We start from the raw sequence: 20,717 nt of genomic DNA on the forward strand, positions 1-20,717 counted from the left end.
CAGCGTCGGGCCAAAATCCGCAAACTGCTCCCGAACCAGAGAAACGGCATATTCCCGCAGCCCGGGATCGATCCGGCGGGTCGACGGTCGGCCGCGTGCCTTGTGCCGGATCGAAGCGGCGCCCTCAGACTCGAACCGTTTCAGCAGCCTGTGCACCTGGCGGCGGCTCAGCCCGAGCACATTGGCCGCCGTCACTGCCGTCACTGCCGTCATGCGGCCCTGGGACACCTGACTAAGAACCTCAACCCGATCCAGCTCGCGCTCGCTCATCAAAACCCATCCCACGGTCACGCTCCAATCCTTCCTCGCCGAAAGGGAAGAGTGACACTTCTACTTTGCAGATGCGGGGCATTTTAACTTTGCGCTTACACACCTATATCTTATAATAAGTATTATGGTATTATTGGGTCGCACCGTCCAACCAACGCTGCCCGGACAGCCCTGCATTCTGGACAATCGGCCTTTGAACGCGGTAACTGACGCCGTGAAGGCGCAAGGAACACCGATATGCCCGGCATTCTTATTCTGAACGGCCCGAACCTCAACCTGCTCGGCACCCGACAGCCAGAGATCTACGGGCGCACCACGCTTGGGGATGTCGAAGCGATGTGCCGCGAACACGCCACGCGGATCGGCGTCACGGTCGAATGCGCGCAAAGCAATCACGAAGGCGCGCTGATCGACGCGATCCACGGCGCGCGCGGACGGCTTGACGGTCTGATCCTGAACGCCGGCGCCTACACCCACACATCCATCGCCCTGATGGACGCGATCAGCTCTGCCGAAATCCCGGCGATCGAGCTGCACCTTTCCAACGTTCATGCGCGCGAAGACTTTCGCCACAAAAGTTACATCGCGCGCGTCTCGGTCGGCATGATCTGCGGCTTTGGCGCACGCGGATACACGTTGGCGATGGATGCGATGAAAAGCCATCTGAAGGCCCTCAGGTGATCTCGCCCGCCACGCGGCGCCATCTGCTCGATCTGACCAACGCCGCCTCGGTCGAGGATCTCTGGGCGATGCATATCGGGCTCATGGCGGATTACGGGTTCGACCGCCTGCTGTATGGGTTCACGCGCTATCGGACGGAAAGGTCGCTGGGCGATCCGGACGATTTCGTGCTGCTGACCAATCACACCTCGGCCTATACCGACGTGTTCGTCGGTCAGGGCCTGTATCGCAACGCGCCAATGGTGAACTGGGCGCTTGAGAACGAAGGCGCCTGTTCGTGGGGCGTGGTGGCCGAACGGATGGCTCAGGGCATGGTTGGCGACGCCGAGCGCAAGGTCATCGCGTTCAACGTCAGCCAGGATGTGCAGGCGGGCTATTCCATCAGCTTCCAGTCGGTTTCCAGCCGGACCAAGGGCGCCATTGCGCTGACTGCGGCACCCGGCGCGCAGCAGCACGACGTTGACAGCATGTGGGCCGAGCATGGCGAAGACATCATGCTGATGAACAACGTCTTGCACCTCAAGATCCTCACCCTGCCCTATGTTCCGGCCAACCAGTCGCTGACGAAACGCCAGCGCGAGGCGCTGGAATGGGTTGGCGACGGCAAGACCATGCAGGACATCGCCGCGATCATGGGGCTGACCCAGGCCACCATCGAAAAGCACCTGCGCCTGGCGCGCGATGCGCTGAACGTCGAAACCACCGCGCAGGCCGTGGCAAAGGCGGCGTTCCAGAACCAGATGTTCATCATAGATATCTAGGCAGCCGCGCGTCGGAACTGAACCGTTCGGTCGAGTCGTATCGGTCCGATTCCAGCGAACCGCCCTGTCCCGATTGCACCAAGTTTCATGATAACTTCGCGGTGCATTCCAGAATTCGAAATCGACCCGGCAAAAAGTGACATTTTGGGGAAAATATTTGCAGGTCTGGAATCCCCCACTTTCCCCAACGGTCTGAAATCGACACTCTGGGGGTGTTCCGTGAGTGGTGGTTTTTTGCCATTGGGACCATAAGGGCCCATCCTTCGCGATTTCGTCGGCTCTGGGGTCTTCCGGTGCAGACCGGAGCCGGGTCGGGTCGCGCAATTTCAGCGTGATCCGACCCGGCATCTGCGCGCCCCCACACTCTGACATCATCCCCAATTCGACGGCAGGCCGAAACGGCAAACGGAGCCGCCCGTAAGGCGGCTCCGTTGTGTCTCAGTGGCAGCTTTCAGGGCCGCGGCCCTGCGCAGGCCATCAGCCCTGCGCGGCTTTGGCGACCTCGGCTGCGAAGTCTTCCTTTTCCTTCTCGATGCCTTCGCCCACCTGCATGCGCACAAAGCCCACGATAGTGGCGCCGGCCTCTTTGGCGGCCTGTTCGACGGTCAGGTCGGGGTTGATCACGAAAGACTGGTTCAGCAGCGTGATCTCGGCCAGGAATTTCTTCATGCGGCCCTCGATCATCTTTTCGATGACAGCTTCGGGCTTACCCGACTCGCGCGCGATGTCGATCTGAACCTGACGCTCTTTCTCGACGATTGCCGGGTCCAGCGCGTCGGCGTTCAGCGCCTGCGGACGCGGGTCTGCGGCGGCCACATGCATGGCGACCTGCTTGCCGAACGCTTCGTCACCGCCGGTCATCGCGACGATCACGCCGATCTGGCCCAGGCCAGGTGCGGCGGGGTTGTGGACATAGGTCGCGACGGTTTCGCCTTCGACCTTGGCCATACGGCGCAGAGTCATGTTCTCGCCGATCTTGGCGATCTTGTCGGTCAGCACCTCGGAGACCTTCTTGCCCCCCATGTCCGCATCGGCCAGCGCCGCGACACTGTCGACTCCGGTTGCGGCCCTGGCGATGCCCGCGACCATTTCCTGGAACTCGGCGTTCTTGGCAACGAAATCGGTCTCGGCGTTCACCTCGACCGCGACACCCGTGCCGTCGGCGACCTCGACGGCCACAAGCCCTTCGGCAGCGGTGCGGCCCGACTTCTTGGCGGCCTTGGCAAGACCCTTGGTGCGCAGCCAGTCGACGGCCGCTTCCATGTCGCCGTCAGTCTCGGTCAGCGCCTTCTTGGCATCCATCATGCCCGCGCCGGTCATTTCGCGCAGTTCTTTCACCTGTGCAGCAGTGATCGCCATGGTATCGGCTCCCTCTCGAATGGTTCGGTGCGGCCGGCCCTGCCCCGGGTCTTGCCGCCTATGTCATGCTTGCGTGACGCTTTCGCGACAGCTTTCGTGCAGCACCGCGCGGGCCGAACCCGCGCGGCAACCGAAAGACTTACTGATGCGCGTCGGCCAGCAGCTCCTCGGCGGGCGCGTCTTCGAGAGCGCCAAGGTCGACGCCTGCCGCCTCCATCTGGCCGGTCATACCGTCAAGGGCGGCGCGGCTCACCAGATCGCAGTACAGCGCGATGGCGCGGGCCGCGTCGTCGTTGCCGGGGATGATGTAGTCGATGCCGTCGGGCGAGCAGTTGGTGTCGACGATGGCCACGACCGGGATACCCAGCTTCTTGGCTTCGAGGATCGCGAGCGCCTCTTTCTTGACGTCGATGACGAACAGCATGTCGGGCACGCCGCCCATGTCACGGATGCCGCCCAGCGATGCCTGAAGCTTGCTCTGATCGCGTTCCATGTGAAGGCGCTCTTTCTTGGTGAGGCCCTCGGCGCCGGCGTCCATCTGTTCGTCGATGGTCTTGAGACGCTGAATCGACTTGGACACGGTCTGCCAGTTGGTCAGGGTGCCGCCGAGCCAGCGGTGGTTCATGTAATACTGCGCGCATTTTTCAGCGGCTTCGGCGATCGGCTGCGCCGCCTGACGCTTGGTGCCGACGAACAGCACGCGACCGCCACGGGCGACGGTGTCGCGGATGGCGTTCAGCGCGGCGTCCAGCATCGGAACCGTCTGCGTCAGATCCATGATGTGGATGCCGTTGCGCGCGCCATAGATGAACTCGCCCATGCGGGGGTTCCAACGCTGCGTCTGGTGGCCAAAGTGCACGCCTGCTTCAAGCAGCTGGCGCATGGTGAACTCAGGAAGAGCCATGTCCGTGTATCCTTTCCGGTTTCATATCCTCGGCGGGGGTTTGACCCAGATGGGGCAACCGGTGGACGCGATGGGGATGTCTGTCCCAAAGGCCCGACCCCGCCTGCGGGGTTCGTGGGCGCGCCTATACGGGCAATACGGCCCCGGCGCAACCGTTATCGGTCAAACGGCGGAAAAGTTGCGCCGCCGCCCAACCCTACAGGGCCGTCAACCAAGCGCATAGCCCGCACCGCGCACGGTGCGCAGCGGGTCGCCGCCGCCGTGAACGCCAAGCGCCTTGCGCAGTCGGCCGATATGCACATCGACCGTGCGGGTATCGACATAGATGTCCCGTCCCCAGACCCGGTCAAGAAGCTGTTCGCGCGACCAGACCCGCCCCGGCTTTTCCATGAAGGTCGACAGCAGCCGAAATTCGGTCGGCCCAAGCTTCAGCTCCTTGCCGCTGCGCATCACCCGGTGGGTTTCCGCGTCCAGCAGGATGTCTTCGTATTCCAGCTGCAGGCCGGCGGCGGCGGGACGGGCACGGCGCAGCTGCGCCTTGACCCGCGCCATCAGCTCACGCAGGCTATAGGGCTTGACCACATAGTCATCGGCTCCGGTTTCCAGCCCGCGCACCCGGTCGATTTCTTCCGAGCGCGCCGACAGCATGATGACCGGCACGCCGCGCGTTTCGGTGCGGGTCTTGATCTGGCGACACACCTCGATGCCCGACAGGTTCGGCAGCATCCAGTCCAGCACCACCACATCGGGCGATTCCTCGTGCAGCATCACCAGCGCCTCTTCGCCGTTGCCGGCAGAAGCGACGCGAAAGCCTTCGGCCTCCAGATTATAACGCAGCACCTCGCGCTGCGCCGCCTCGTCTTCGACCACGAGGACAGTGGGCTGATCCGCCGACATTGCGCTTACTCCATCCCGATGTCGGCGCTCAGCGCCGGGTCGGAAGAGGTGCGGTCTTCCTTGACGCGCACGCCGTGCGGCTTGGTGCCGGTGGCCAGAAACACCACCTCTTCGGCGATGGCGGTGACGTGATCGCCCATGCGTTCGACGTTCTTGGCGATGAAATGCAGATGCATGCAGGACGTTATGTTGCGCGGATCTTCCAGCATAAAGGTCAGGAATTCGCGGAACAGCGTGTTGTACATCTGGTCCACCTCACGGTCGCGGTCGATGACATCCAGCGCAAGCGCCTCGTCGCGGCGGATATAGGCATCCAGCGCATCCTTCAGCATCAGTTCGACATCGCGCGCCATGCGGCGCAGCGCGGCGGTCGACCCGTTGATCTGCGTAAGCTGCGCCAGAACGCCGGTGCGCTTGGCCATGTTCTTGGACAGATCGCCGATCCGCTCAAGGTTGCTGGACATGCGCATCACCGCCAGCACCACGCGCAGGTCGCTGGCGGCGGGCTGGCGCAGGGCGATCAGGCGCGCGGCCTCGTCGTTGAGTTCTTCGTCCAGCGCGTCGATGGACTTGTCGCCCTTGACGACCTTGCCGGCGAGTTCCTCGTCGCGGGTTTCCAGCGACTTGGCGGCGTCCAGAATGGCCTCTTCGACCAGCCCCCCCATCTTGAGGATGCGCGCCTGAATGCCTTCGAGATCCCGGTCGAAGGCCGAGGCGATGTGTTGCTTCAGATCACTCATGAGACTTATCCGATCCGTCCGGTGATGTAGGACTCGGTGCGCGGGTCCGTGGGGTTGGTAAAGATCTGGCTGGTCTCGCCGTATTCCACGAGGTTGCCGAGGTGGAAGAACGCGGTCTTCTGCGACACCCGCGCGGCCTGCTGCATCGAATGGGTGACGATGACCACCGAATACTGCTCGCGCAGCTCGTCGATCAGTTCCTCGACCTGGGCGGTGGCGATGGGGTCCAGCGCCGAACAGGGTTCATCCATCAACAGCACTTCGGGTTCGGTCGCGACGGCGCGCGCGATACAAAGGCGCTGTTGCTGGCCGCCCGACAGGCCGGTGCCGGGCGCATCCAGCCGGTCCTTGACCTCGTCCCAGATGGCGCCGCGGCGCAGCGCCTTTTCCACGATCTCGTCCAGCTCGGCCTTGTTGCGGGCCATGCCGTGGATCTTGGGGCCGTAGGCCACGTTGTCGTAGATCGACTTGGGGAACGGGTTGGGTTTCTGAAACACCATGCCGACCTTGGCGCGCAGCTGCACTGGATCGACGCGCTTTTCGTAGATGTCCTGCCCATCCAGCGAGATCAGCCCCTCGACCCGGCAGATGTCGATGGTGTCGTTCATCCGGTTGAGGCAGCGCAGAAACGTCGACTTGCCGCAGCCCGACGGTCCGATGAACGAGGTCACCGTCTTGTCGAGCAGATCGACCGACACGTCCTTGATTGCGTGCGTGTCACCATAATAGACCTGAACGTCCCTGGCCGCGATCTTGGTGGTTTGAGCTTCCACGTCAGTCTTCCTTAGCGGTGCGTCGTACATGGGTTCATCCCTTTTAACTGTTGTCGCATCCATGGTCACCACCGGCGTTCGAACTTGCGGCGCAGGATGACAGCGATCACGTTCATGATGAGCAGGAAGACCAACAGGACGATGATGCCGCCCCAGGCCCGCTCGTAATAGGCAGGGTCCGCGCGCTTGGCCCATTCATAGATCTGCGCCGGCATGGCCGAGTTCGGCGACAGAAAGCCCGAGATCACCCCGTCGGGATAGTTGGTCGCGATATAACCCACCATGCCGATCAGCAGCAGCGGCGCGGTTTCGCCAAGCGCCTGCGCCAGACCGATGATGGTGCCGGTCAGGATGCCGGGCATGGCCAGCGGCAGAACATGGTGGAACACCGACTGCATCTTGGACGCGCCGACCCCAAGCGCGGCGTCGCGGATCGACGGCGGCACGGCTTTCAGCGCGGCGCGGGTCGAAATCACGATGGTCGGCAGCGTCATCAGCGTCAGCGTCAGACCGCCGACGATGGGCGCCGATTGCGGCAGGTGGATAAACTGGATGAACACGGCCAGGCCAAGGATACCGAACACGATCGACGGCACGGCGGCAAGGTTGCTGATGTTGACCTCGATGAAATCGGTCATCCAGTTGGTGGGCGCGAATTCTTCCAGGTAGATCGACGTGGCGACCCCGATGGGCAGCGCCAGAAACAGCACCACCAGCATCATGAACAGCGAACCCAGCATCGACACGCCCAGTCCGGCCTGTTCGGCGCGGCTTTCGGACGCATCGGCCCCAAGGATGAAATCCCAGTTGAAGCGCTTGCGCAGCGCGCCGTCCTCGCGCAGCGCATCGACCAGCTCAAGGTGCCCGGCGTCGATGTTCTTGTCCTGCGCGATGCTGTCGCGGCTGACCCGCCCCTTGAGGTAGCCGTCGACCCGCGACGAGGCAAGGATGCGGAAGGTGACCGTGTCGCCGATCCGGTCGGGATTGGCGATGGCAAAATCGCGCACCTGCGCCGCGGCCGAGGCCGAGATCAGCGCCTTCATGTCCCTGGCGTCTTCGTAGCCGGTTTCGATGCCGGCGTCGCGCACCTGCTGGTACAGACCGGTCTGGATCAGCGGCGTGTAGCCAAAGGTCGACACCTTGGCCAGCTGCGCGGGGTCGCGCCCGCCGTTCTTGTCAAGCTTTGCGGGGTCCAGATAGACCGGCACCTCGATAAACGTCTGCTGAAATGCACCGATGCCGTTGCTGACGATCGCGGTCAGCAACACCACCAGAAAGAACATCCCCGCACCGATGGCGGCAAGGCCGTACATGCGAAAGCGCCTTTCGCTGGCGTTGCGGCGGCGGGTGCGGGCGTCGGCCTCAAGCAGGCCCGAGGCTTTGGGCGCGTCGCCGCTGAAGGTCGCGTCGGTCATTCGTACTGCTCCCGGTATTTGCGCACGATGTATAGCGCGAAGACATTCAGCCCCAGCGTCATGACAAACAGCGTCATGCCGAGGGCAAAGGCGACAAGCGCCTCGGGCGACGCGAAATCCGCATCCCCCGTAAGCTGGCTGACGATCTTGGCGGTCACGGTGGTCATCGCGTCGAAAGGATTAAGCGACAGGCGGGCCGCGGCCCCTGCCCCAAGCACCACGATCATCGTCTCGCCAATGGCGCGGCTCGCGGCCAGCAGGATCGCGCCGACGATGCCCGGAAGGGCCGCGGGCAGGATCACCTGCTTGATGGTCTCGGACTTGGTGGCCCCCAGACCGTAGCTGCCGTCTCGCAGCGATTGTGGCACGGCGTTGATGATGTCGTCCGACAGCGAACTGACGAAGGGGATCAGCATGATGCCCATCACCAGACCGGCGGTCATCACGGCGGTACCCGCTTGCATCCAGCCAAGGCCGTCGCGGCCAAAGACGCTTAGCAGCAGCGGGCCGACCGTCAGCAGCGCGAACAGGCCGTAGACGATGGTCGGGATGCCCGCGAGCACCTCAAGCATCGGCTTGGCCCAGGCGCGCATCCTGGGGCCTGCGTATTCCGAAAGGTAGACGGCGGCGAACAATCCGATGGGCACGGCCACCGTCAGCGCGATGACCGAGATATAAAGCGTGCCCCACAGCAGCGGCCAGATGCCCAGTTCGGACCCCCCGCCAAAGCTGGGCGACCAGGTGAAAGAGCCAAAGAATTCCGAGGCCGGGTACAGGCTGAAGAACTTGATGGTGTTGCCGATCAGCGAAAAGACGATGCCGATGGTGGTCAGAATGGCAAGGGACGCCGCCGCCAGCAACATGATGCGCAAGGCGTTTTCAACGGTGTTGCGGGCGCGGAAATCCGGGGTTGTCTGAACATAGCCCCAGACCAGCCCGGCAAGCGCCAGTGCGGTGACCGCGACGCTCATCAGCAGCATTCCGTTGGCGTTCAGCGCGCGCCAGGTCTGCGCCGCGCCCAGTACCTGCGGTGTCACGTTCGACCCCAGCGCCACGCCCGCCTCCGCGAGGCGATCGCGCACATTGGTGAATTCCGTGCGCAGGTCCGATGCCTGATCTGCCCCCATCAGCCCCTGCGACACGGCCGCATCCAGCCCTTCGGCGACGCGGCGCACATCGGACATCACCAGCCCGATGGTCGATCCGTCGGGAACGGCGTTGTCGCCCAACCGGGCTGTCACGGCACCGTTCACCACAAAAGGCTGCACGATCAGCCAGCAGATCAGCACGAGAAACGCCGGCACCATCACCTTGATCGCGATGTTCCAGCCATAATAATTCGGAAGTGAATGCGGGCGCCCGGCGCCGGCGGCGCTGTCGATGCGGACCCGACCGGCGACAAAGCCGGCCAGCGCCAGTGCAAGCACGATGAAAACAAGCCAAGTGACCGGCATGGCGCCTCCGGGAATCTGCGGAATTTCAAAACTGCCGTCGTGGCAGGAACAGGGCGGCGGACTGACCGCCGCCCCGCGTGATCCGACCAGCGGTCAGATTACATGTTCGAGCCCATGGTCTCTTCTTCGGAAACCATGTTCTGGGTATCGGCCAGCTCGGGGTCGGACACGAGGCCGTAGTTGGCAAGCGGGCCGTCGGGGCCAGCGATCTCGTCCGAGACGAAGAATTCAGCGTATTCCTTCAGGCCGGGAATAACGCCGATGTGGGCCTTCTTGATGTAGAAGAACAGCGGACGCGACACCGGATATTCGCCTTCGGCGATGGATTCGGTGGTTGGCTCGACGCCGGACATGGTCGCGACCTTGAGCGTGTCGGTGTTGTTCTCGTAGAACGCCAGACCAAAGACGCCGACGCCGTTGGCGTTGCTGTCGATGCGGGCCAGGGTTTCGGTGTAGTCGCCGTCGATGTCGACCGACTTGCCGTCGGTCCGCACCGCCATGCAGGCATCTTCGGCGTCGTCTTCGGACATGCCGGAGTCGATCATCGCTTCCATGGCGCCGGTGTCTTCGCAGCCCTGAAGCAGGACCTTTTCCTCGAACACTTCACGGGTGCCGTGCTTGGTGCCGGGAATAAAGGTCGCGATTTCGACCTCGGGCAGGTCGGCATTGAATTCGGCCCAGGTTGCATAGCTGTTGTCGACGAGTTCGCCGTCGACCAGCACCTTGGCGCCGATGGCATTGAACCAGTCCGCCGGTTCGAACGCGGTGAAGGCGGGACCGTCTTTTTGCGACGCGAACACGATGCCGTCATAGCCGATCCGCACTTCGATGATGTCGGTCACACCGGCATCGGCGCAGGCTTTGACTTCCTTTTCGCGGATGGCGCGGCTGGCGTTGGCGATGTCGATGGTGGTCTCGCCGACGCCCTCGCAAAACCGCTTGAGACCGGCCGACGAGCCGCCCGATTCAACCACGGGGGTCGGGAAATCGAAATTTTCGCCAAAGGCTTCGGCAACGATTGACGCATAGGGCAGCACGGTCGACGAGCCGGCAACCTGGACGTTGTCGCGCGCTGCGGCGGCCGAGGCCGAAACGGCGGCGATCGCCAGAACCGACGCGGTGAGTTTCACGGATTGCATTGGCATGCTCCTGTCACATGTTTCTGGGTCCCGTCCCCACGGGAACCTCGGTCGCAGCCCTAGGCTGCTGGCGCAATGCTTTTGTGACAGGGGTGTAACAGTTTCATGACAGTGCCCCGTCTCGGGTGGAAAACCGTCATCCGGCGTTAACTCCCCCGACCGCATCTTCAGGAAAACCAACGCCATGGGGCAGGCGGCGGCGGGTGTGCGTCGTGAGACAGGCAACATCGGATTGCGCGAAATCGGGTCGCGGATTGCGCAGCAACAGCGGCCCGGCATGCGAATCGACACGCTGTGTGACAGGTTCCGTAAGATCGGTCAGGCCGGTCAGGCCGTCAGCGGAAGCAGGATGCGCAAGGTCAGACCTTGGCCAAGCGCGCTTTCGATTTTCAGTCGCCCCCGGTGGCGGCTGACGATATGCTTGACGATGGCAAGTCCCAGCCCGGTGCCGCCCTTTTCGCGCGAACGATGCGTATCGATGCGGTAAAACCGTTCGGTCAGGCGCGGAATATGAATGGGGTCGATCCCTTGCCCGGAGTCCGACACGACCAGTTCGACGCCATCGGCGCGCAACCGTGCCTGAAAGCCCGGCGCGGACAGGCTGACCCGCACCTCGGTTCCGCGCCCGGAATATTTCACCCCGTTTTCGACCAGATTGGTCAGGACCTGGCGCAGCTGGTCCGGATCGCCCGGCACCACGCAATCCGCTTGCGCCAGATCCGCCACCAGGCGCACATCGGCATCGTTTGCCAGCGGCGCAAGCCCGTTCAGCACCGACCGGATCAGGTTGGACAGGTTCACCGGATCGGTCGGGCGCACGCGCTCTTCCGCCTCGACCCGGCTCAGCGACAGCAGGTCGCCGACAAGCCGTTCCATCCGGCCCGCCTCGGTTTCCATGATTGCCAGAAACCGATCGCGCGCGCCGGCATCGTCGCGCGCGGGCCCCTTGAGCGTTTCGATGAATCCCAGCAGCGCCGTCAGTGGCGTGCGCAGCTCATGGCTGACATTGGCCACGAAATCGCGGCGCATCTGACTGGCCTGTTCCAGATGCGTGATGTCGTGAAAGGTCAGCATCACGCCCGGCGCGTCTTCCAGCGTCACCGCACGGCACGACACCTCGTAAGTGATGTCCTGCCGCCCGTCGCTGGTCAGATACCGGGTCAGCCGGGGCGATCCGTCGCGAAACGTGTTCTCGATGGCGTCCAGCAGAACCGGTTGGCGCAGCGCGGTGATGAAATGGCGCCCCTCCAGCCCGTCCCCAAGCAGCGCGGTGGCCTCGGCGTTGCTGGCCGCGATGCGTTCATCCCGCCGGATGAGCAACGCGGGCAGCGGCACGGCGGCAACGATCTGGCGCGAATCTGTTCTCATCCGCGCGCGCTCCGGACTGTATGGACGAACCGGAGCGGGGTGGAAGGCGGCATGAGGGCGGTCTTTCGATCAAACAAGGCATACCGGGGGGCGCTGCCCCCGGATGCGGCGGGACAATGCCCCGGCAGCCGTGACGGTTTGATGACGGCGCCGCCCGCGGTCAAAGCGCCGACAGACCGTCCGCGAAACGCCGCGCATTGGCCTGATAGCGCAGCGCCGACTGGCGCAGCCCTTCGATGGCTTGCTCGTCCAGCGCCCGCACGACCTTGCCGGGCATCCCCATGACAAGGCTGCCATCGGGAATCACCTTGCCTTCGGAAATCAGTGCCCCCGCCCCGATCAGACAATCGCGCCCGATCCTGGCCCCGTTCAGGATGGTCGCCCCCATGCCCACAAGACTGTTGTCGCCGATGGTGCAGCCGTGCAGCATCGCCTTGTGGCCGACGGTGCACCCTGCCCCGATGATCAGCGGATAGCCGGGGTCGGTATGACAGACCACGTTTTCCTGCAGATTGCTGCCCGCGCCAAGGCGGATCTCTTCGTTGTCGCCGCGCAGGGTGCAGGCGAACCAGACCGAAGACGCCTCGCTTAGCACGACCTTGCCGACGATATTGGCATCGGGCGCCACCCAGGCGCTTGCGGCGATTTGCGGGGCGACCCCGTCCAGGCTGTAAATGGTCATTCTTCTCCCTCCTCGAATTCCTGTTGCAACCCGCGCACATGATCCAGCAGGCCGGGCTGCTGCGTGCGCCGCAGTCGGGTGGCGGTGATGATACTTTTCAGATGCGCCTCGGTGGCGTCGAGATTTTCGTTCACCAGCACGAAATCATACGACCCCCAGTGCGAAATCTCGTCCCAGCTTTTCTGCATCCGGCGCGAAATCACATCCGCCCCGTCCTGCCCGCGCGCTTCAAGGCGCCGCTTGAGCTCGGCGATCGAAGGGGGCAGCAGAAAGATCGACAGCGTGTGCAGCGCCAGTTCGGAGTTGGTCATCTGCTGCGCGCCCTGCCAGTCGATGTCGAACAGCACATCCTTGCCGGCGATGATCGCATCGCGCACCGGCCCCTTGGGGGAGCCGTAAAAGTTGCCGAACACATGCGCATGTTCCAGCATCTCGCCCTGTCCCACCGCCTTCTTGAAGGCGGAATCGGTCATGAAGTGGTAATCCTCGCCATCCACCTCGCCCGGACGCGGTGCCCGGGTCGTCGCCGAGACCGAAAAGACGATCGACGGGTCCCAGGCCCGCATCCGCTTGGCCAGGGTCGATTTCCCCGCGCCGGAAGGTGAGGACAGGATGATCAACAGACCCCGCCGGGTCATCGTCGTCGTCATAGGCTTACTCCACGTTCTGAACCTGCTCGCGCATCTGGTCGATGACCGTCTTGAGGTCCAGTCCGATCCGCGTCAACGCGGTAGAGCCGGATTTGCTGCAAAGCGTGTTCGCCTCGCGATTGAATTCCTGCATCAGGAAATCCAGTTTGCGCCCCACCGGCGCGGGCGCTTCCAGCAGGTCGCGCGCCGCGCTGACATGGGCGGTCAGCCGGTCGAGTTCTTCGGTGACATCGGATTTCACCGCGATCAGGGCAAGTTCCTGCGCAAGGCGTGCCTCGTCCAGGCTGTCGGTGCTGTCGACGATGCGCGCCAGGGCCGCGCGCAGACGGCCCGCCTGTTCGTCGCGGCGCGTCTCGATCGCATCGGTCGCCGCCTGCACCAGCGTTTCGATCTGCGCAAGCCGGACGCCCAGCACCGCGCCCAACGCGGCGCCTTCGGCGGCGCGCATCGCCACGAAATCGTCCAGCGCCGCGTCCAGTTCGGCCATCAGCAGCTTGCACAGCGCCGCGCTGTCGCGCTGGCCCTGCCCGACCGTCATCACGCCGCGCAAGGCCACGAGATCCGCCGCGCTCGACGGCGCCAGCGCCAGCCCCTGCCGGCCGGCGGCAGCCTCGATCCGCGCCATTGCATCGAGCACGCGCGCAAGCCCGGCCTCGTCAAGCGCGGGTGCGGCATCGTCCGCCGCGCCGGCGACCCGCAACGACACCTGAACATTGCCCCGCGCAAGGCGCTTGCCCAGCAACGCCCGCGCCTGCGGTTCCAGCCCGTCGATCCAGTCCGGCAGGCGGAATCGCAGATCCAGCCCCTTGCCGTTCACCCCGCGCAGCTCCCATATCCAGCGCAGATCGGCGTTTTCGCCACTTCTGGATGCAAATCCGGTCATTGAATGCCGCATTTTAGCCTCCTTTTCTTTAACTGGACAATTTTATGGAAAATGCTGGTTATTAGGGCCATACAAGCTAGAATTACCTAGTGCAACTGGCTGCCGAACCCCGCCCGCGTTAACCTTTCAATCACAATTGGGGCGAAATTGGGTCGTATTTGAGCTAAGTTCAGACTCAAGACGAAACAAACGGTAGCAAGTTGGAACGGGGGCTCCGACCGTGCTGCGCAACAGAATTAAGGAGTGCGCAAATGTTCGGTAAGGGTGGAAACGGACAAGGCATTGTGTCGATGACCGATCGCGAAAAGCAAAAACGGATGGCGCCGCTGCGTCTTCTGGAAAGCTACTGGCAGGGTCTGTCCGGGCAGAACGGCGAGGTCCCCCTACGCAGCCAGATCGACCCGCGCGGCATCGAAAGCGCGCTGGAATTCGCCTTTCTGGGCGAACGCATCGCGCCGAGCCTTGCAAAGCTGCGCGTGGCGGGAACGCATCTGAACGATCTCATGGGGATGGAAACCGGCGGGATGCCGCTTTCGGCGCTGTTCACCCCCGAAGCGCGCGACCGGCTGGGCGATGCCCTGTCCAGGGTATTCTCTGAAGGTGCCGTGGTGCGTATGGACATCGCCGCCGAAGAAGGCTTTGGCAAAAGCGCGTTGGAAGGCCATCTGCTGATCCTGCCCCTGCGCTCGGATATGGGCGACATGACGCGGTTGATCGGCGTGCTGGTGACCACGGGCCGGATCGGTCGCACCCCGCGCCGGTTCACCATCACCTCTTGCGAGGTCGAACCCGCGCTGTCCGCCCGCGCCCCCGAAGCGGCCCCGGTCCTGACCGCGCCGCTGCCCAAGCGGCTGTCCGAGTTGTCCGAACCGGACGCCGCGTTCGATCACCAGCCGCGCAAGGCCCGACATCCGCACCTGCGGCTCATCGTGTCCAACGACTGAACGACATCGACGTCTATCGCATCGGTTGCGCGGGGCATTCGTCCTTACAGCCCGCGCTGCCTGTCTTATCCCCCGTACGGAGAATCCGGCGGGGGCCTTTTTTACGGGTGCCAGCCGCGTCAAACCGCTTATTCGGCGCGGGGCATTGCGGTGGAACCGCAACCTGAATCCGGTCAAATGGTTTTGGTTTCGTAGACCCATAGGAAATGGAAATAGCGCGGTGCCCGGCGCCTTGACGGCTACGGTATCGCACGCGCATGCAAAAACGCCGCCCGAAGGCGGCGCTGCACGGCGTTCAAATCGCGGGAGTTTATTCGGCAGCCATCGCCAGAGACGCGTGTTCCGAAAGCACCGAGTGGAATTCCGGGCGGCGCCCGGCAAAGGCAAGCGTTGCACGCAGCATGCCGGCCTTGTTACCACAGTCAAAACGCTGACCGCTGAAACGGAACCCACACAGCCCGACCCGGTCGATACCCTTGGCAATCGCGTCGGTCAGCTGGATCTCTCCGCCCATTCCAGGCTTCTGGCTGCGCAGATCGTCAAAGATCGACGCGTCCAGCACATAGCGCCCGACCACCGCGTGCAGCGACGGCGCCTCGTCGGCGTCGGGCTTTTCCACCATGCCACGGGCGTTTACGCTTTTGCCCTTGGGGTTACCGATGGGGTCGAGAACGCCGTAGGCGCTGACTTCGCTGCGCGCCACCTCCATCGTCGCGACCATGTGACCCGGACCGCCCGCCTCATAGGCTTCGATCATTTCCTTGATGCAGCCGGTTTCGCCCACGATCAGATCGTCAGGCAGGATCACGGCAACAGGACCCGGCAAGACGTCATCCGCCGCGCACAGCACCGCATGTCCCAGCCCAAGCGGTTCGGGCTGCATGACGAAATGCGCCTGTTCCGCCTTGGGGTCGATCGCATCGCTGTCGAGCCGATCCGCGATCCCGTGCTTGCCCTTGGACCGCAGGGTATCGCATAGCTCGTCGTCCTGATGGACATAGCGTTCGATGGCGCTCTTGGAGGGGTGCGACACAAAGATCATCCGTTCGATGCCGGCCTCGCGGGCCTCATCCATGGCGAATTGTAGCAGCGGCTTGTCGAGCACCGGCAACAGTTCTTTCGGCGTTGCCTTGGTGGCCGGAAGGAAGCGGGTTCCAAGACCGGCAACCGGGAAAATCGCGGTGCGTACTTTCTGGCGTACCCTGGGGCTGGGGGTGATCACGACGGTGTCTCCTTGTCGGTGCAGGCCGGAACAGGCGGCCCTCGCCGCATTGCGGCAATTGCGTAAGAGTCTATGTCCTTTTCGACATCTGTCAAAACAACGCAGCGTGGAAGCCTGCGGTTCCACCGGCAACCCTCTGAAAATACGCGCTTTGTGAAACCGCCGGTTTTCAAGGGCTTGCCAATGCAACCCCGGACCGCGCCGAAAAAACCGTTGGAAGCTGTGAAAACCGGACTCATATCGCCCGGAATCGCGCCGAAGCGGTGCATATTTTGCCTAAATTTCAGGCGCATGCGACATTCGCCATGCAGTCGCAGAAAAATGCCGGTCCACCCTTGGTTCAGCGGAACCGCACCGGTAGTCATGCGTTACCAACCAGAGACAATATGGAGATATCCAATCGGCCCGCGCGCTTGCTGACAGCGCCGGCACATTATTATGGACGGACAAAAATTGAACATCCCGCCCTCGCGCATCGACGGCAGCCTGCCCAAACGCGCCGAACCCTACGCCCGCCTTGCCGTGATCGGTATGGGCAGCTGGGGCACCGCGCTTGCCTCGGTCGCCGCGACCGCCGGCTGCGACACGCGCCTGTGGGGACGGCGAGACAGCCTTGCCCAGACCATCAACCAGACGCACCGGAACCCGGACCATCTGCCAGGCATCGACCTGCCCGAGCGGATGACCGCGACCTCCGATCTTGCCCATGCGCTGGACGGCGCCGAGGCTGTGCTGCTCGTCACCCCGTCGCATACATTGCGCGACATCACCCGCGCGATGCGTCCTTATCTTCCGACCGGTATTCCCATCGCGCTGTGCTGCAAGGGCATCGAACGGGGAACGGGATATCTGCTCAGCCACGTCGTCGAGGAGGAACTGCCCGGCCACCCGGTCGGGGCACTGTCCGGACCGACCTTCGCTCATGAAACCGCGCTGGGCCACCCGACCGCCGCAACCGTGGCGTTTCCCTTTGGCCACCACGACCGTATCGCCCCGGAACGCGCCCCCGCCGCGCGTCTGGCCCTGACGATGCAAACGCAGGCGTTTCGCCCCTATGTGTCCGACGATCTTGTCGGGGTCGAGGTCGGCGGCGCCGTCAAGAACGTCGTCGCCATCGCCTGTGGTATGATGACCGGCGCCGGCTTTGCCGAAAACACCCGCGCGGCATTGATCACGCGCGGCATGGACGAGATGAAGTTTCTGGCAGAAGCCCTTGGTGGAAAACGGGAAACCGTGACCGGTCTTTCCGGTGCCGGAGACCTGACACTGACCTGTTCGTCGACGACATCGCGCAACATGTCGCTGGGCACGCAACTGGGCAAGGGCATCCCGCGGGAAGCCTGCTTTGACGGCAAGCCCACCGTGGTCGAGGGCGAGGTGAACGCCATCTCGGTGGTCGATCTGGCGCATCGGGTCGGTGTGCAGATGCCGATCTGCGAGGCGGTACATGCGGTCCTCCACGAAGGCGCCCCCCTTGCCGAGACATTTCGGGCGCTCTGGTCCCGCCCCATCGAGGGCGAGCCGCGCGCGCTCGATATCACGCTTCACCCCCACGAGGGAGACCCTGCATGAGCCTGGATCACCACCCCCATGGCCGCGACATCGCCGGCTGCCGTTTCGTTCTGGCCACCGATCTGGATGGTACGTTTCTGGGCGGGTCCGAACAGGATCGCGCCCGACTTTACGATTGGATCGAAGCCAACCGCCAGAGCATCGGATTGATCTTCGTGACTGGGCGCGATCCGAAATTCATCCGCGAATTGTGTGACGCCGGTGTGCCCTGGCCCGAATATGTGGTGGGCGATGTCGGCACCACCATCGCCCGTGTTCAGGACGGCACGATCCACCCCATCGAACCGCTCGAGGTCGAGATCGCCGACACCTGGGCCGATGCGGGCGACACCGTGCGCGCGGCGCTGGCCGGGCATCCGGGCCTGACGCTGCAACCGACCGATTTCCGCTACAGGGTCAGCTATGATCTGGACGCCTCGACCTTTGACGCAAGCGCGCATCAAAAAATCCGTGACATCGGCCACGATCCGCTTGTGTCCGACAACCGCTATTTCGATGTTCTGCCGCGCGGCATCTCGAAGGGCCCGTCGCTGCGCCGCCTCGTTGCCCACCTCGGGATCGAGGAAGACCGTGTTCTGGCCGCCGGCGACACGCTGAACGACCTGTCCATGCTGCAATGCGGCCTGCGCGCGGTGGCCGTGGGCGGCGCCGAACAGGATCTGCTGGACCAGGTTTCGGGGCTGTCGCAGGTCCACACCGCCGAGGCGATCGGTGCCGCGGGCATCCTTGAGGCTGTCGGCGCGTTTGATCTTCACCCCCTTCCGGAAGGAGCGTAAGCCATGCCCAGTGACCTGGTCATCGTCTATCACCGCCAGCCCTACGACGAGGTCGAGGTGGATGGACAGATCGAGTATCGCGACAACAAAAGCCCGAATGGCATTGTTCCGACACTGAAAAGCTTTTTCGGCAAGGTCGACAACGCGGCTTGGGTCGCGTGGAAGGAAACCGAGGACACCTCGAACCCCCAGTTTGACCGTGTCATCAACATCGAAGACAGCTTCGGCAAGTACACGGTCTATCGGCTGCCGCTGACGGGCGCGCAGGTCAAAAGCTTCTACCACGTCACGTCGAAAGAAGCGTTCTGGCCGATCCTTCACGGGTTCAAGGAAAAATACAACTACGACCCGGTCGATTGGGCAACTTTCAAGGAAGTGAACTGGGCGTTCGCCGAAGCGGCCGCCGCCGAGGCCGCACCCGGCGCCTCGGTCTGGGTGCATGACTACAACCTGTGGCTGGTGCCCGGTTACCTGCGTCAGATGCGCCCCGATGTGCGGATCTCGTTTTATCACCACACGCCCTTTCCGGCGGCCGACATGTTCAACGTGCTGCCCTGGCGCGCCGAGATCATCGGCTCGCTGCTGTCGTGCGATGTGGTCGGCTTTCACATTCCGCGTTATGCGTCGAACTTCGTGAGTTGCGTGCGTTCGCTGGAAGATGTCGGCGCGGTGCCGCGCGTCAAGGTCGAACCGGACATGATCGCCGAAGGTTCGGCCCTGTCCGACCGCACGGTTCCAACCGAAATTCGCACCGAGGATCGCGTGGTGCAACTGGGCGTGACGCCGGTCGGCGTGGATGTGGAGTATATCAAAAGCCTCGCGGGGTCGGACAAGACCGCCGAGCTGGCCGCGCGGTTCCGCAGCGAAATCGGCGACACCCGCGTTCTGTTGTCTGTCGGGCGGACCGATTACACCAAGGGCGGCGCCGATCAGCTTCTGGCGTTCGAACGTCTGCTGGAACGACGCCCGGAACTGCGCGGCACGGTGCGCCTGCTGCATGTTTCGGTGCCGGCAAACCGGGCGATGACGGTCTATGAGCCGATCCAGAAGGAGCTGGAAGAAATCGCGGGCCGCATCAACGGACGCTTTGGCAGCTTTACCTTTCAGCCCGTGGCGCTTATCAGCCGCGCGGTCCCGTTCGAAGAGCTGGTGGCCTGGTATCAGGTAGCCGATGTGGCCTGGATCACGCCGCTTGCAGACGGCATGAACCTTGTCTGCAAGGAGTATGTGGCGGCGCGCAACGACGGGGACGGCGTGCTGGTGCTGTCGGAATTTGCCGGGGCTGCCGTCGAAATGGGGGCCGCCGTGCTGACCAACCCGTTTTCCAGCCGTGCGATGGATTTCGCCATCGACCTTGCGCTCGACATGCCCGAAGACGAACGCCGTGCCCGGATGGAATTGCTGCGCGCGTCGGTCGACAAGCGCGACACCCGCCATTGGGCCGCAGAGCAGCTTGCGCTTCTGTCCCCCGAGGATTTCGGCCGCAAGTCCGCCAAGGAATCCGAGATCGCCTGAGGTCGCAGCGATCCCGAAATGAAAAGGGCGGGCCAATCCGGGCCCGCCCTTTTGCGATTCAGATCAGCCCGCGATTTCACGGTGTCGCATGGGCATCCGGTCGATCACCGCGAACAGGTTCTGCGGTGTCAGAACATCGCGTTCTTCCAGCTCGATGCCGCCGTCCTTGCCGATCAGTACCAGCTTGAACCCGCCGGAGTTTGGCGATCTCCAGCTTGAGGTGCTCGATCATGGCCTCGGAGGTCGAGACCACCGCCCGGGCCTGCGCCAGCTCGCTCTCGGCGGCCTCGGCACGGGCTTCCGACGCCACCAGGGCAGCGCGCAGTCGGGCCATCTCGGAGGCGGTACCGGACATGCCCGAAGCATACCCCGAGCTGGCGAAACGCCCGACAAAATATGGAGTTTTGCAGGGTTTTATCCCGCCTTGGTCGGGCGTTGGGTCCAGCGCGGATTGCGCCAGTCCATCCCCTCCAGGAGACAGCCGAGTTGGGCCGCCGAGATCTGAACCGCTTCGCCGGTGCCGCTGCCCGGCCAAATGAACTTCCCGGCCTCCAGCCCCTTGATATAGAGCGACATGCCCACGCCGTCGTGCCAGAGCGGCTTGACCAAGTCGCCCTTGCGGCCGCGCAAGCAGAAGACCTCCCCGGCATGTGGATCGCGCCCGAGCCCCTGCTGGACCGACATGCGGCGCGGCATGAACACGCTGGCGCTG

General features: G+C 63.6%; 23 protein-coding genes and 1 pseudogene. 6 read left to right on the top strand and 18 right to left on the bottom strand.

Annotated elements, in window-relative coordinates; translation table 11 throughout:
* On the bottom strand, positions 1–270 hold a 270-nt coding region (locus ATI53_RS20135), incomplete at its 3' end, for a helix-turn-helix domain-containing protein (protein WP_146609973.1).
* 237 nt (positions 271–507) lie between these two features.
* Between ATI53_RS20135 and aroQ the strand changes: the two genes are divergently transcribed.
* A complete protein-coding gene (aroQ, locus tag ATI53_RS20140; RefSeq protein ID WP_009502941.1) occupies positions 508–951 on the top strand; it encodes a type II 3-dehydroquinate dehydratase in 444 nt (147 codons plus the stop codon).
* Complete coding sequence (locus tag ATI53_RS20145; RefSeq protein WP_009502940.1) at positions 948–1,712, top strand: LuxR family transcriptional regulator; 765 nt, start codon at positions 948–950, stop codon at positions 1,710–1,712. Before aroQ ends, ATI53_RS20145 begins: the two co-directional genes overlap by 4 nt.
* 477 nt (positions 1,713–2,189) lie before the next feature.
* On the opposite strand, the gene tsf is transcribed toward ATI53_RS20145, so the two are convergent.
* From tsf to ATI53_RS20205, 12 genes are all read right to left on the bottom strand, one after another.
* Positions 2,190–3,071, bottom strand: a complete 882-nt coding sequence (gene tsf / locus ATI53_RS20150) for a translation elongation factor Ts (protein ID WP_111551203.1) — start codon at positions 3,069–3,071, stop codon at positions 2,190–2,192.
* 139 nt (positions 3,072–3,210) lie between these two features.
* Positions 3,211–3,975, bottom strand: a complete 765-nt coding sequence (gene rpsB, locus ATI53_RS20155) for a 30S ribosomal protein S2 (protein ID WP_009502936.1) — start codon at positions 3,973–3,975, stop codon at positions 3,211–3,213.
* 207 nt (positions 3,976–4,182) lie between these two features.
* Complete coding sequence (phoB, locus tag ATI53_RS20160; RefSeq protein WP_009502935.1) at positions 4,183–4,872, bottom strand: phosphate regulon transcriptional regulator PhoB; 690 nt, start codon at positions 4,870–4,872, stop codon at positions 4,183–4,185.
* Positions 4,873–4,877: 5 nt separating this feature from the next.
* Entirely contained in the window at positions 4,878–5,612 is a 735-nt protein-coding gene (gene phoU, locus ATI53_RS20165) for a phosphate signaling complex protein PhoU (protein ID WP_009502934.1), read from the bottom strand.
* 5 nt (positions 5,613–5,617) lie between these two features.
* Positions 5,618–6,415 carry a phosphate ABC transporter ATP-binding protein PstB gene (pstB, locus tag ATI53_RS20170; RefSeq protein WP_009502933.1) on the bottom strand — a complete coding sequence of 266 codons (798 nt, stop codon included), beginning with the start codon at positions 6,413–6,415 and terminating at the stop codon, positions 5,618–5,620.
* 35 nt (positions 6,416–6,450) lie between these two features.
* Positions 6,451–7,800: a phosphate ABC transporter permease PstA gene (gene pstA, locus ATI53_RS20175; RefSeq protein ID WP_111551204.1), complete on the bottom strand. Its 1,350-nt coding sequence runs from the start codon at positions 7,798–7,800 to the stop codon at positions 6,451–6,453.
* Positions 7,797–9,254 (bottom strand): phosphate ABC transporter permease subunit PstC, encoded by a 1,458-nt coding sequence (gene pstC, locus ATI53_RS20180; protein ID WP_009502930.1) that lies wholly within the window; start codon positions 9,252–9,254, stop codon positions 7,797–7,799. The genes pstA and pstC overlap by 4 nt, the downstream gene beginning before the upstream one ends.
* 98 nt (positions 9,255–9,352) lie before the next feature.
* Positions 9,353–10,393, bottom strand: coding sequence for a substrate-binding domain-containing protein (locus ATI53_RS20185; RefSeq protein WP_009502929.1), 1,041 nt, complete (start codon positions 10,391–10,393; stop codon positions 9,353–9,355).
* A gap of 327 nt (positions 10,394–10,720) precedes the next feature.
* The gene (locus ATI53_RS20190; RefSeq protein ID WP_111551205.1) at positions 10,721–11,761 is read right to left on the bottom strand and encodes a sensor histidine kinase; all 1,041 of its coding nucleotides are present in this window, start codon (positions 11,759–11,761) and stop codon (positions 10,721–10,723) included.
* 160 nt (positions 11,762–11,921) lie between these two features.
* On the bottom strand, positions 11,922–12,443 hold the full coding sequence (locus ATI53_RS20195; protein WP_009502926.1) for a gamma carbonic anhydrase family protein: 522 nt from the start codon (positions 12,441–12,443) through the stop codon (positions 11,922–11,924).
* Positions 12,440–13,093 (bottom strand): guanylate kinase, encoded by a 654-nt coding sequence (gene gmk, locus ATI53_RS20200; protein WP_009502925.1) that lies wholly within the window; start codon positions 13,091–13,093, stop codon positions 12,440–12,442. Before gmk ends, ATI53_RS20195 begins: the two co-directional genes overlap by 4 nt.
* Before the next feature lie 4 nt (positions 13,094–13,097).
* Positions 13,098–13,988 carry a YicC/YloC family endoribonuclease gene (locus tag ATI53_RS20205; RefSeq protein WP_170134632.1) on the bottom strand — a complete coding sequence of 297 codons (891 nt, stop codon included), beginning with the start codon at positions 13,986–13,988 and terminating at the stop codon, positions 13,098–13,100.
* Positions 13,989–14,266: 278 nt separating this feature from the next.
* Here ATI53_RS20205 and ATI53_RS20210 point away from each other — a divergent pair, with 278 nt between their 5' ends.
* Positions 14,267–14,920, top strand: a complete 654-nt coding sequence (locus ATI53_RS20210) for a PAS domain-containing protein (RefSeq protein ID WP_223866074.1) — start codon at positions 14,267–14,269, stop codon at positions 14,918–14,920.
* A 310-nt stretch (positions 14,921–15,230) separates the two neighbouring features.
* Here the strand turns inward: ATI53_RS20210 and ATI53_RS20215 are convergent, their stop codons facing one another.
* Both ATI53_RS20215 and ATI53_RS23050 read right to left on the bottom strand, forming a co-directional pair.
* On the bottom strand, positions 15,231–16,142 hold the full coding sequence (locus ATI53_RS20215) for a UTP--glucose-1-phosphate uridylyltransferase (protein WP_009502921.1): 912 nt from the start codon (positions 16,140–16,142) through the stop codon (positions 15,231–15,233).
* Positions 16,139–16,435, bottom strand: coding sequence for a hypothetical protein (locus tag ATI53_RS23050; RefSeq protein WP_146609974.1), 297 nt, complete (start codon positions 16,433–16,435; stop codon positions 16,139–16,141). Before ATI53_RS23050 ends, ATI53_RS20215 begins: the two co-directional genes overlap by 4 nt.
* Positions 16,436–16,580: 145 nt before the next feature.
* Here ATI53_RS23050 and ATI53_RS20220 point away from each other — a divergent pair, with 145 nt between their 5' ends.
* The 3 genes from ATI53_RS20220 to ggpS are packed head-to-tail and all read left to right on the top strand — an operon-like array spanning position 16,581 to position 20,005.
* Entirely contained in the window at positions 16,581–17,714 is a 1,134-nt protein-coding gene (locus tag ATI53_RS20220) for an NAD(P)H-dependent glycerol-3-phosphate dehydrogenase (protein ID WP_111551206.1), read from the top strand.
* Positions 17,711–18,490 (top strand): HAD-IIB family hydrolase, encoded by a 780-nt coding sequence (locus ATI53_RS20225; RefSeq protein ID WP_009502919.1) that lies wholly within the window; start codon positions 17,711–17,713, stop codon positions 18,488–18,490. The genes ATI53_RS20220 and ATI53_RS20225 overlap by 4 nt, the downstream gene beginning before the upstream one ends.
* A gap of 3 nt (positions 18,491–18,493) precedes the next feature.
* Positions 18,494–20,005: a glucosylglycerol-phosphate synthase gene (gene ggpS / locus ATI53_RS20230; protein ID WP_009502918.1), complete on the top strand. Its 1,512-nt coding sequence runs from the start codon at positions 18,494–18,496 to the stop codon at positions 20,003–20,005.
* Between the two features lie 63 nt (positions 20,006–20,068).
* On the opposite strand, the gene ATI53_RS20235 is transcribed toward ggpS, so the two are convergent.
* The 3 genes and pseudogenes from ATI53_RS20235 to tnpB form a co-directional block, all read right to left on the bottom strand.
* Complete coding sequence (locus ATI53_RS20235; protein ID WP_083840563.1) at positions 20,069–20,188, bottom strand: DUF4174 domain-containing protein; 120 nt, start codon at positions 20,186–20,188, stop codon at positions 20,069–20,071.
* Positions 20,166–20,360: pseudogene (locus ATI53_RS20240) on the bottom strand (IS66 family transposase); the annotation flags it as partial. The pseudogene ATI53_RS20240 and the gene ATI53_RS20235, both read right to left, overlap by 23 nt.
* A gap of 59 nt (positions 20,361–20,419) precedes the next feature.
* Positions 20,420–20,717 (bottom strand): IS66 family insertion sequence element accessory protein TnpB (gene tnpB / locus ATI53_RS20245; protein ID WP_146609975.1); only part of this gene is annotated, 298 nt, incomplete at its 5' end.

The sequence above is a fragment of the Salipiger aestuarii genome (genome assembly GCF_003259905.1).
GTDB classification, from domain to species: domain Bacteria; phylum Pseudomonadota; class Alphaproteobacteria; order Rhodobacterales; family Rhodobacteraceae; genus Salipiger; species Salipiger aestuarii.

Excerpts from the sequence above, each read along its gene's own strand:
- aroQ (WP_009502941.1), top strand. The coding sequence starts at position 508 with ATGCCCGGCATTCTTATTCTGAACGGCCCGAACCTCAACCTGCTCGGC.
- tsf (WP_111551203.1), bottom strand. The coding sequence starts at position 3,071 with ATGGCGATCACTGCTGCACAGGTGAAAGAACTGCGCGAAATGACCGGC.
- rpsB (WP_009502936.1), bottom strand. The coding sequence starts at position 3,975 with ATGGCTCTTCCTGAGTTCACCATGCGCCAGCTGCTTGAAGCAGGCGTG.
- phoB (WP_009502935.1), bottom strand. The coding sequence starts at position 4,872 with ATGTCGGCGGATCAGCCCACTGTCCTCGTGGTCGAAGACGAGGCGGCG.
- phoU (WP_009502934.1), bottom strand. The coding sequence starts at position 5,612 with ATGAGTGATCTGAAGCAACACATCGCCTCGGCCTTCGACCGGGATCTC.
- pstB (WP_009502933.1), bottom strand. The coding sequence starts at position 6,415 with ATGTACGACGCACCGCTAAGGAAGACTGACGTGGAAGCTCAAACCACC.
- pstA (WP_111551204.1), bottom strand. The coding sequence starts at position 7,800 with ATGACCGACGCGACCTTCAGCGGCGACGCGCCCAAAGCCTCGGGCCTG.
- pstC (WP_009502930.1), bottom strand. The coding sequence starts at position 9,254 with ATGCCGGTCACTTGGCTTGTTTTCATCGTGCTTGCACTGGCGCTGGCC.
- ATI53_RS20185 (WP_009502929.1), bottom strand. The coding sequence starts at position 10,393 with ATGCAATCCGTGAAACTCACCGCGTCGGTTCTGGCGATCGCCGCCGTT.
- ATI53_RS20190 (WP_111551205.1), bottom strand. The coding sequence starts at position 11,761 with ATGAGAACAGATTCGCGCCAGATCGTTGCCGCCGTGCCGCTGCCCGCG.
- ATI53_RS20195 (WP_009502926.1), bottom strand. The coding sequence starts at position 12,443 with ATGACCATTTACAGCCTGGACGGGGTCGCCCCGCAAATCGCCGCAAGC.
- gmk (WP_009502925.1), bottom strand. The coding sequence starts at position 13,093 with ATGACGACGACGATGACCCGGCGGGGTCTGTTGATCATCCTGTCCTCA.
- ATI53_RS20205 (WP_170134632.1), bottom strand. The coding sequence starts at position 13,988 with ATGCGGCATTCAATGACCGGATTTGCATCCAGAAGTGGCGAAAACGCC.
- ATI53_RS20210 (WP_223866074.1), top strand. The coding sequence starts at position 14,267 with ATGACCGATCGCGAAAAGCAAAAACGGATGGCGCCGCTGCGTCTTCTG.
- ATI53_RS23050 (WP_146609974.1), bottom strand. The coding sequence starts at position 16,435 with ATGCGCCTGAAATTTAGGCAAAATATGCACCGCTTCGGCGCGATTCCG.
- ATI53_RS20220 (WP_111551206.1), top strand. The coding sequence starts at position 16,581 with ATGGACGGACAAAAATTGAACATCCCGCCCTCGCGCATCGACGGCAGC.
- ATI53_RS20225 (WP_009502919.1), top strand. The coding sequence starts at position 17,711 with ATGAGCCTGGATCACCACCCCCATGGCCGCGACATCGCCGGCTGCCGT.
- ggpS (WP_009502918.1), top strand. The coding sequence starts at position 18,494 with ATGCCCAGTGACCTGGTCATCGTCTATCACCGCCAGCCCTACGACGAG.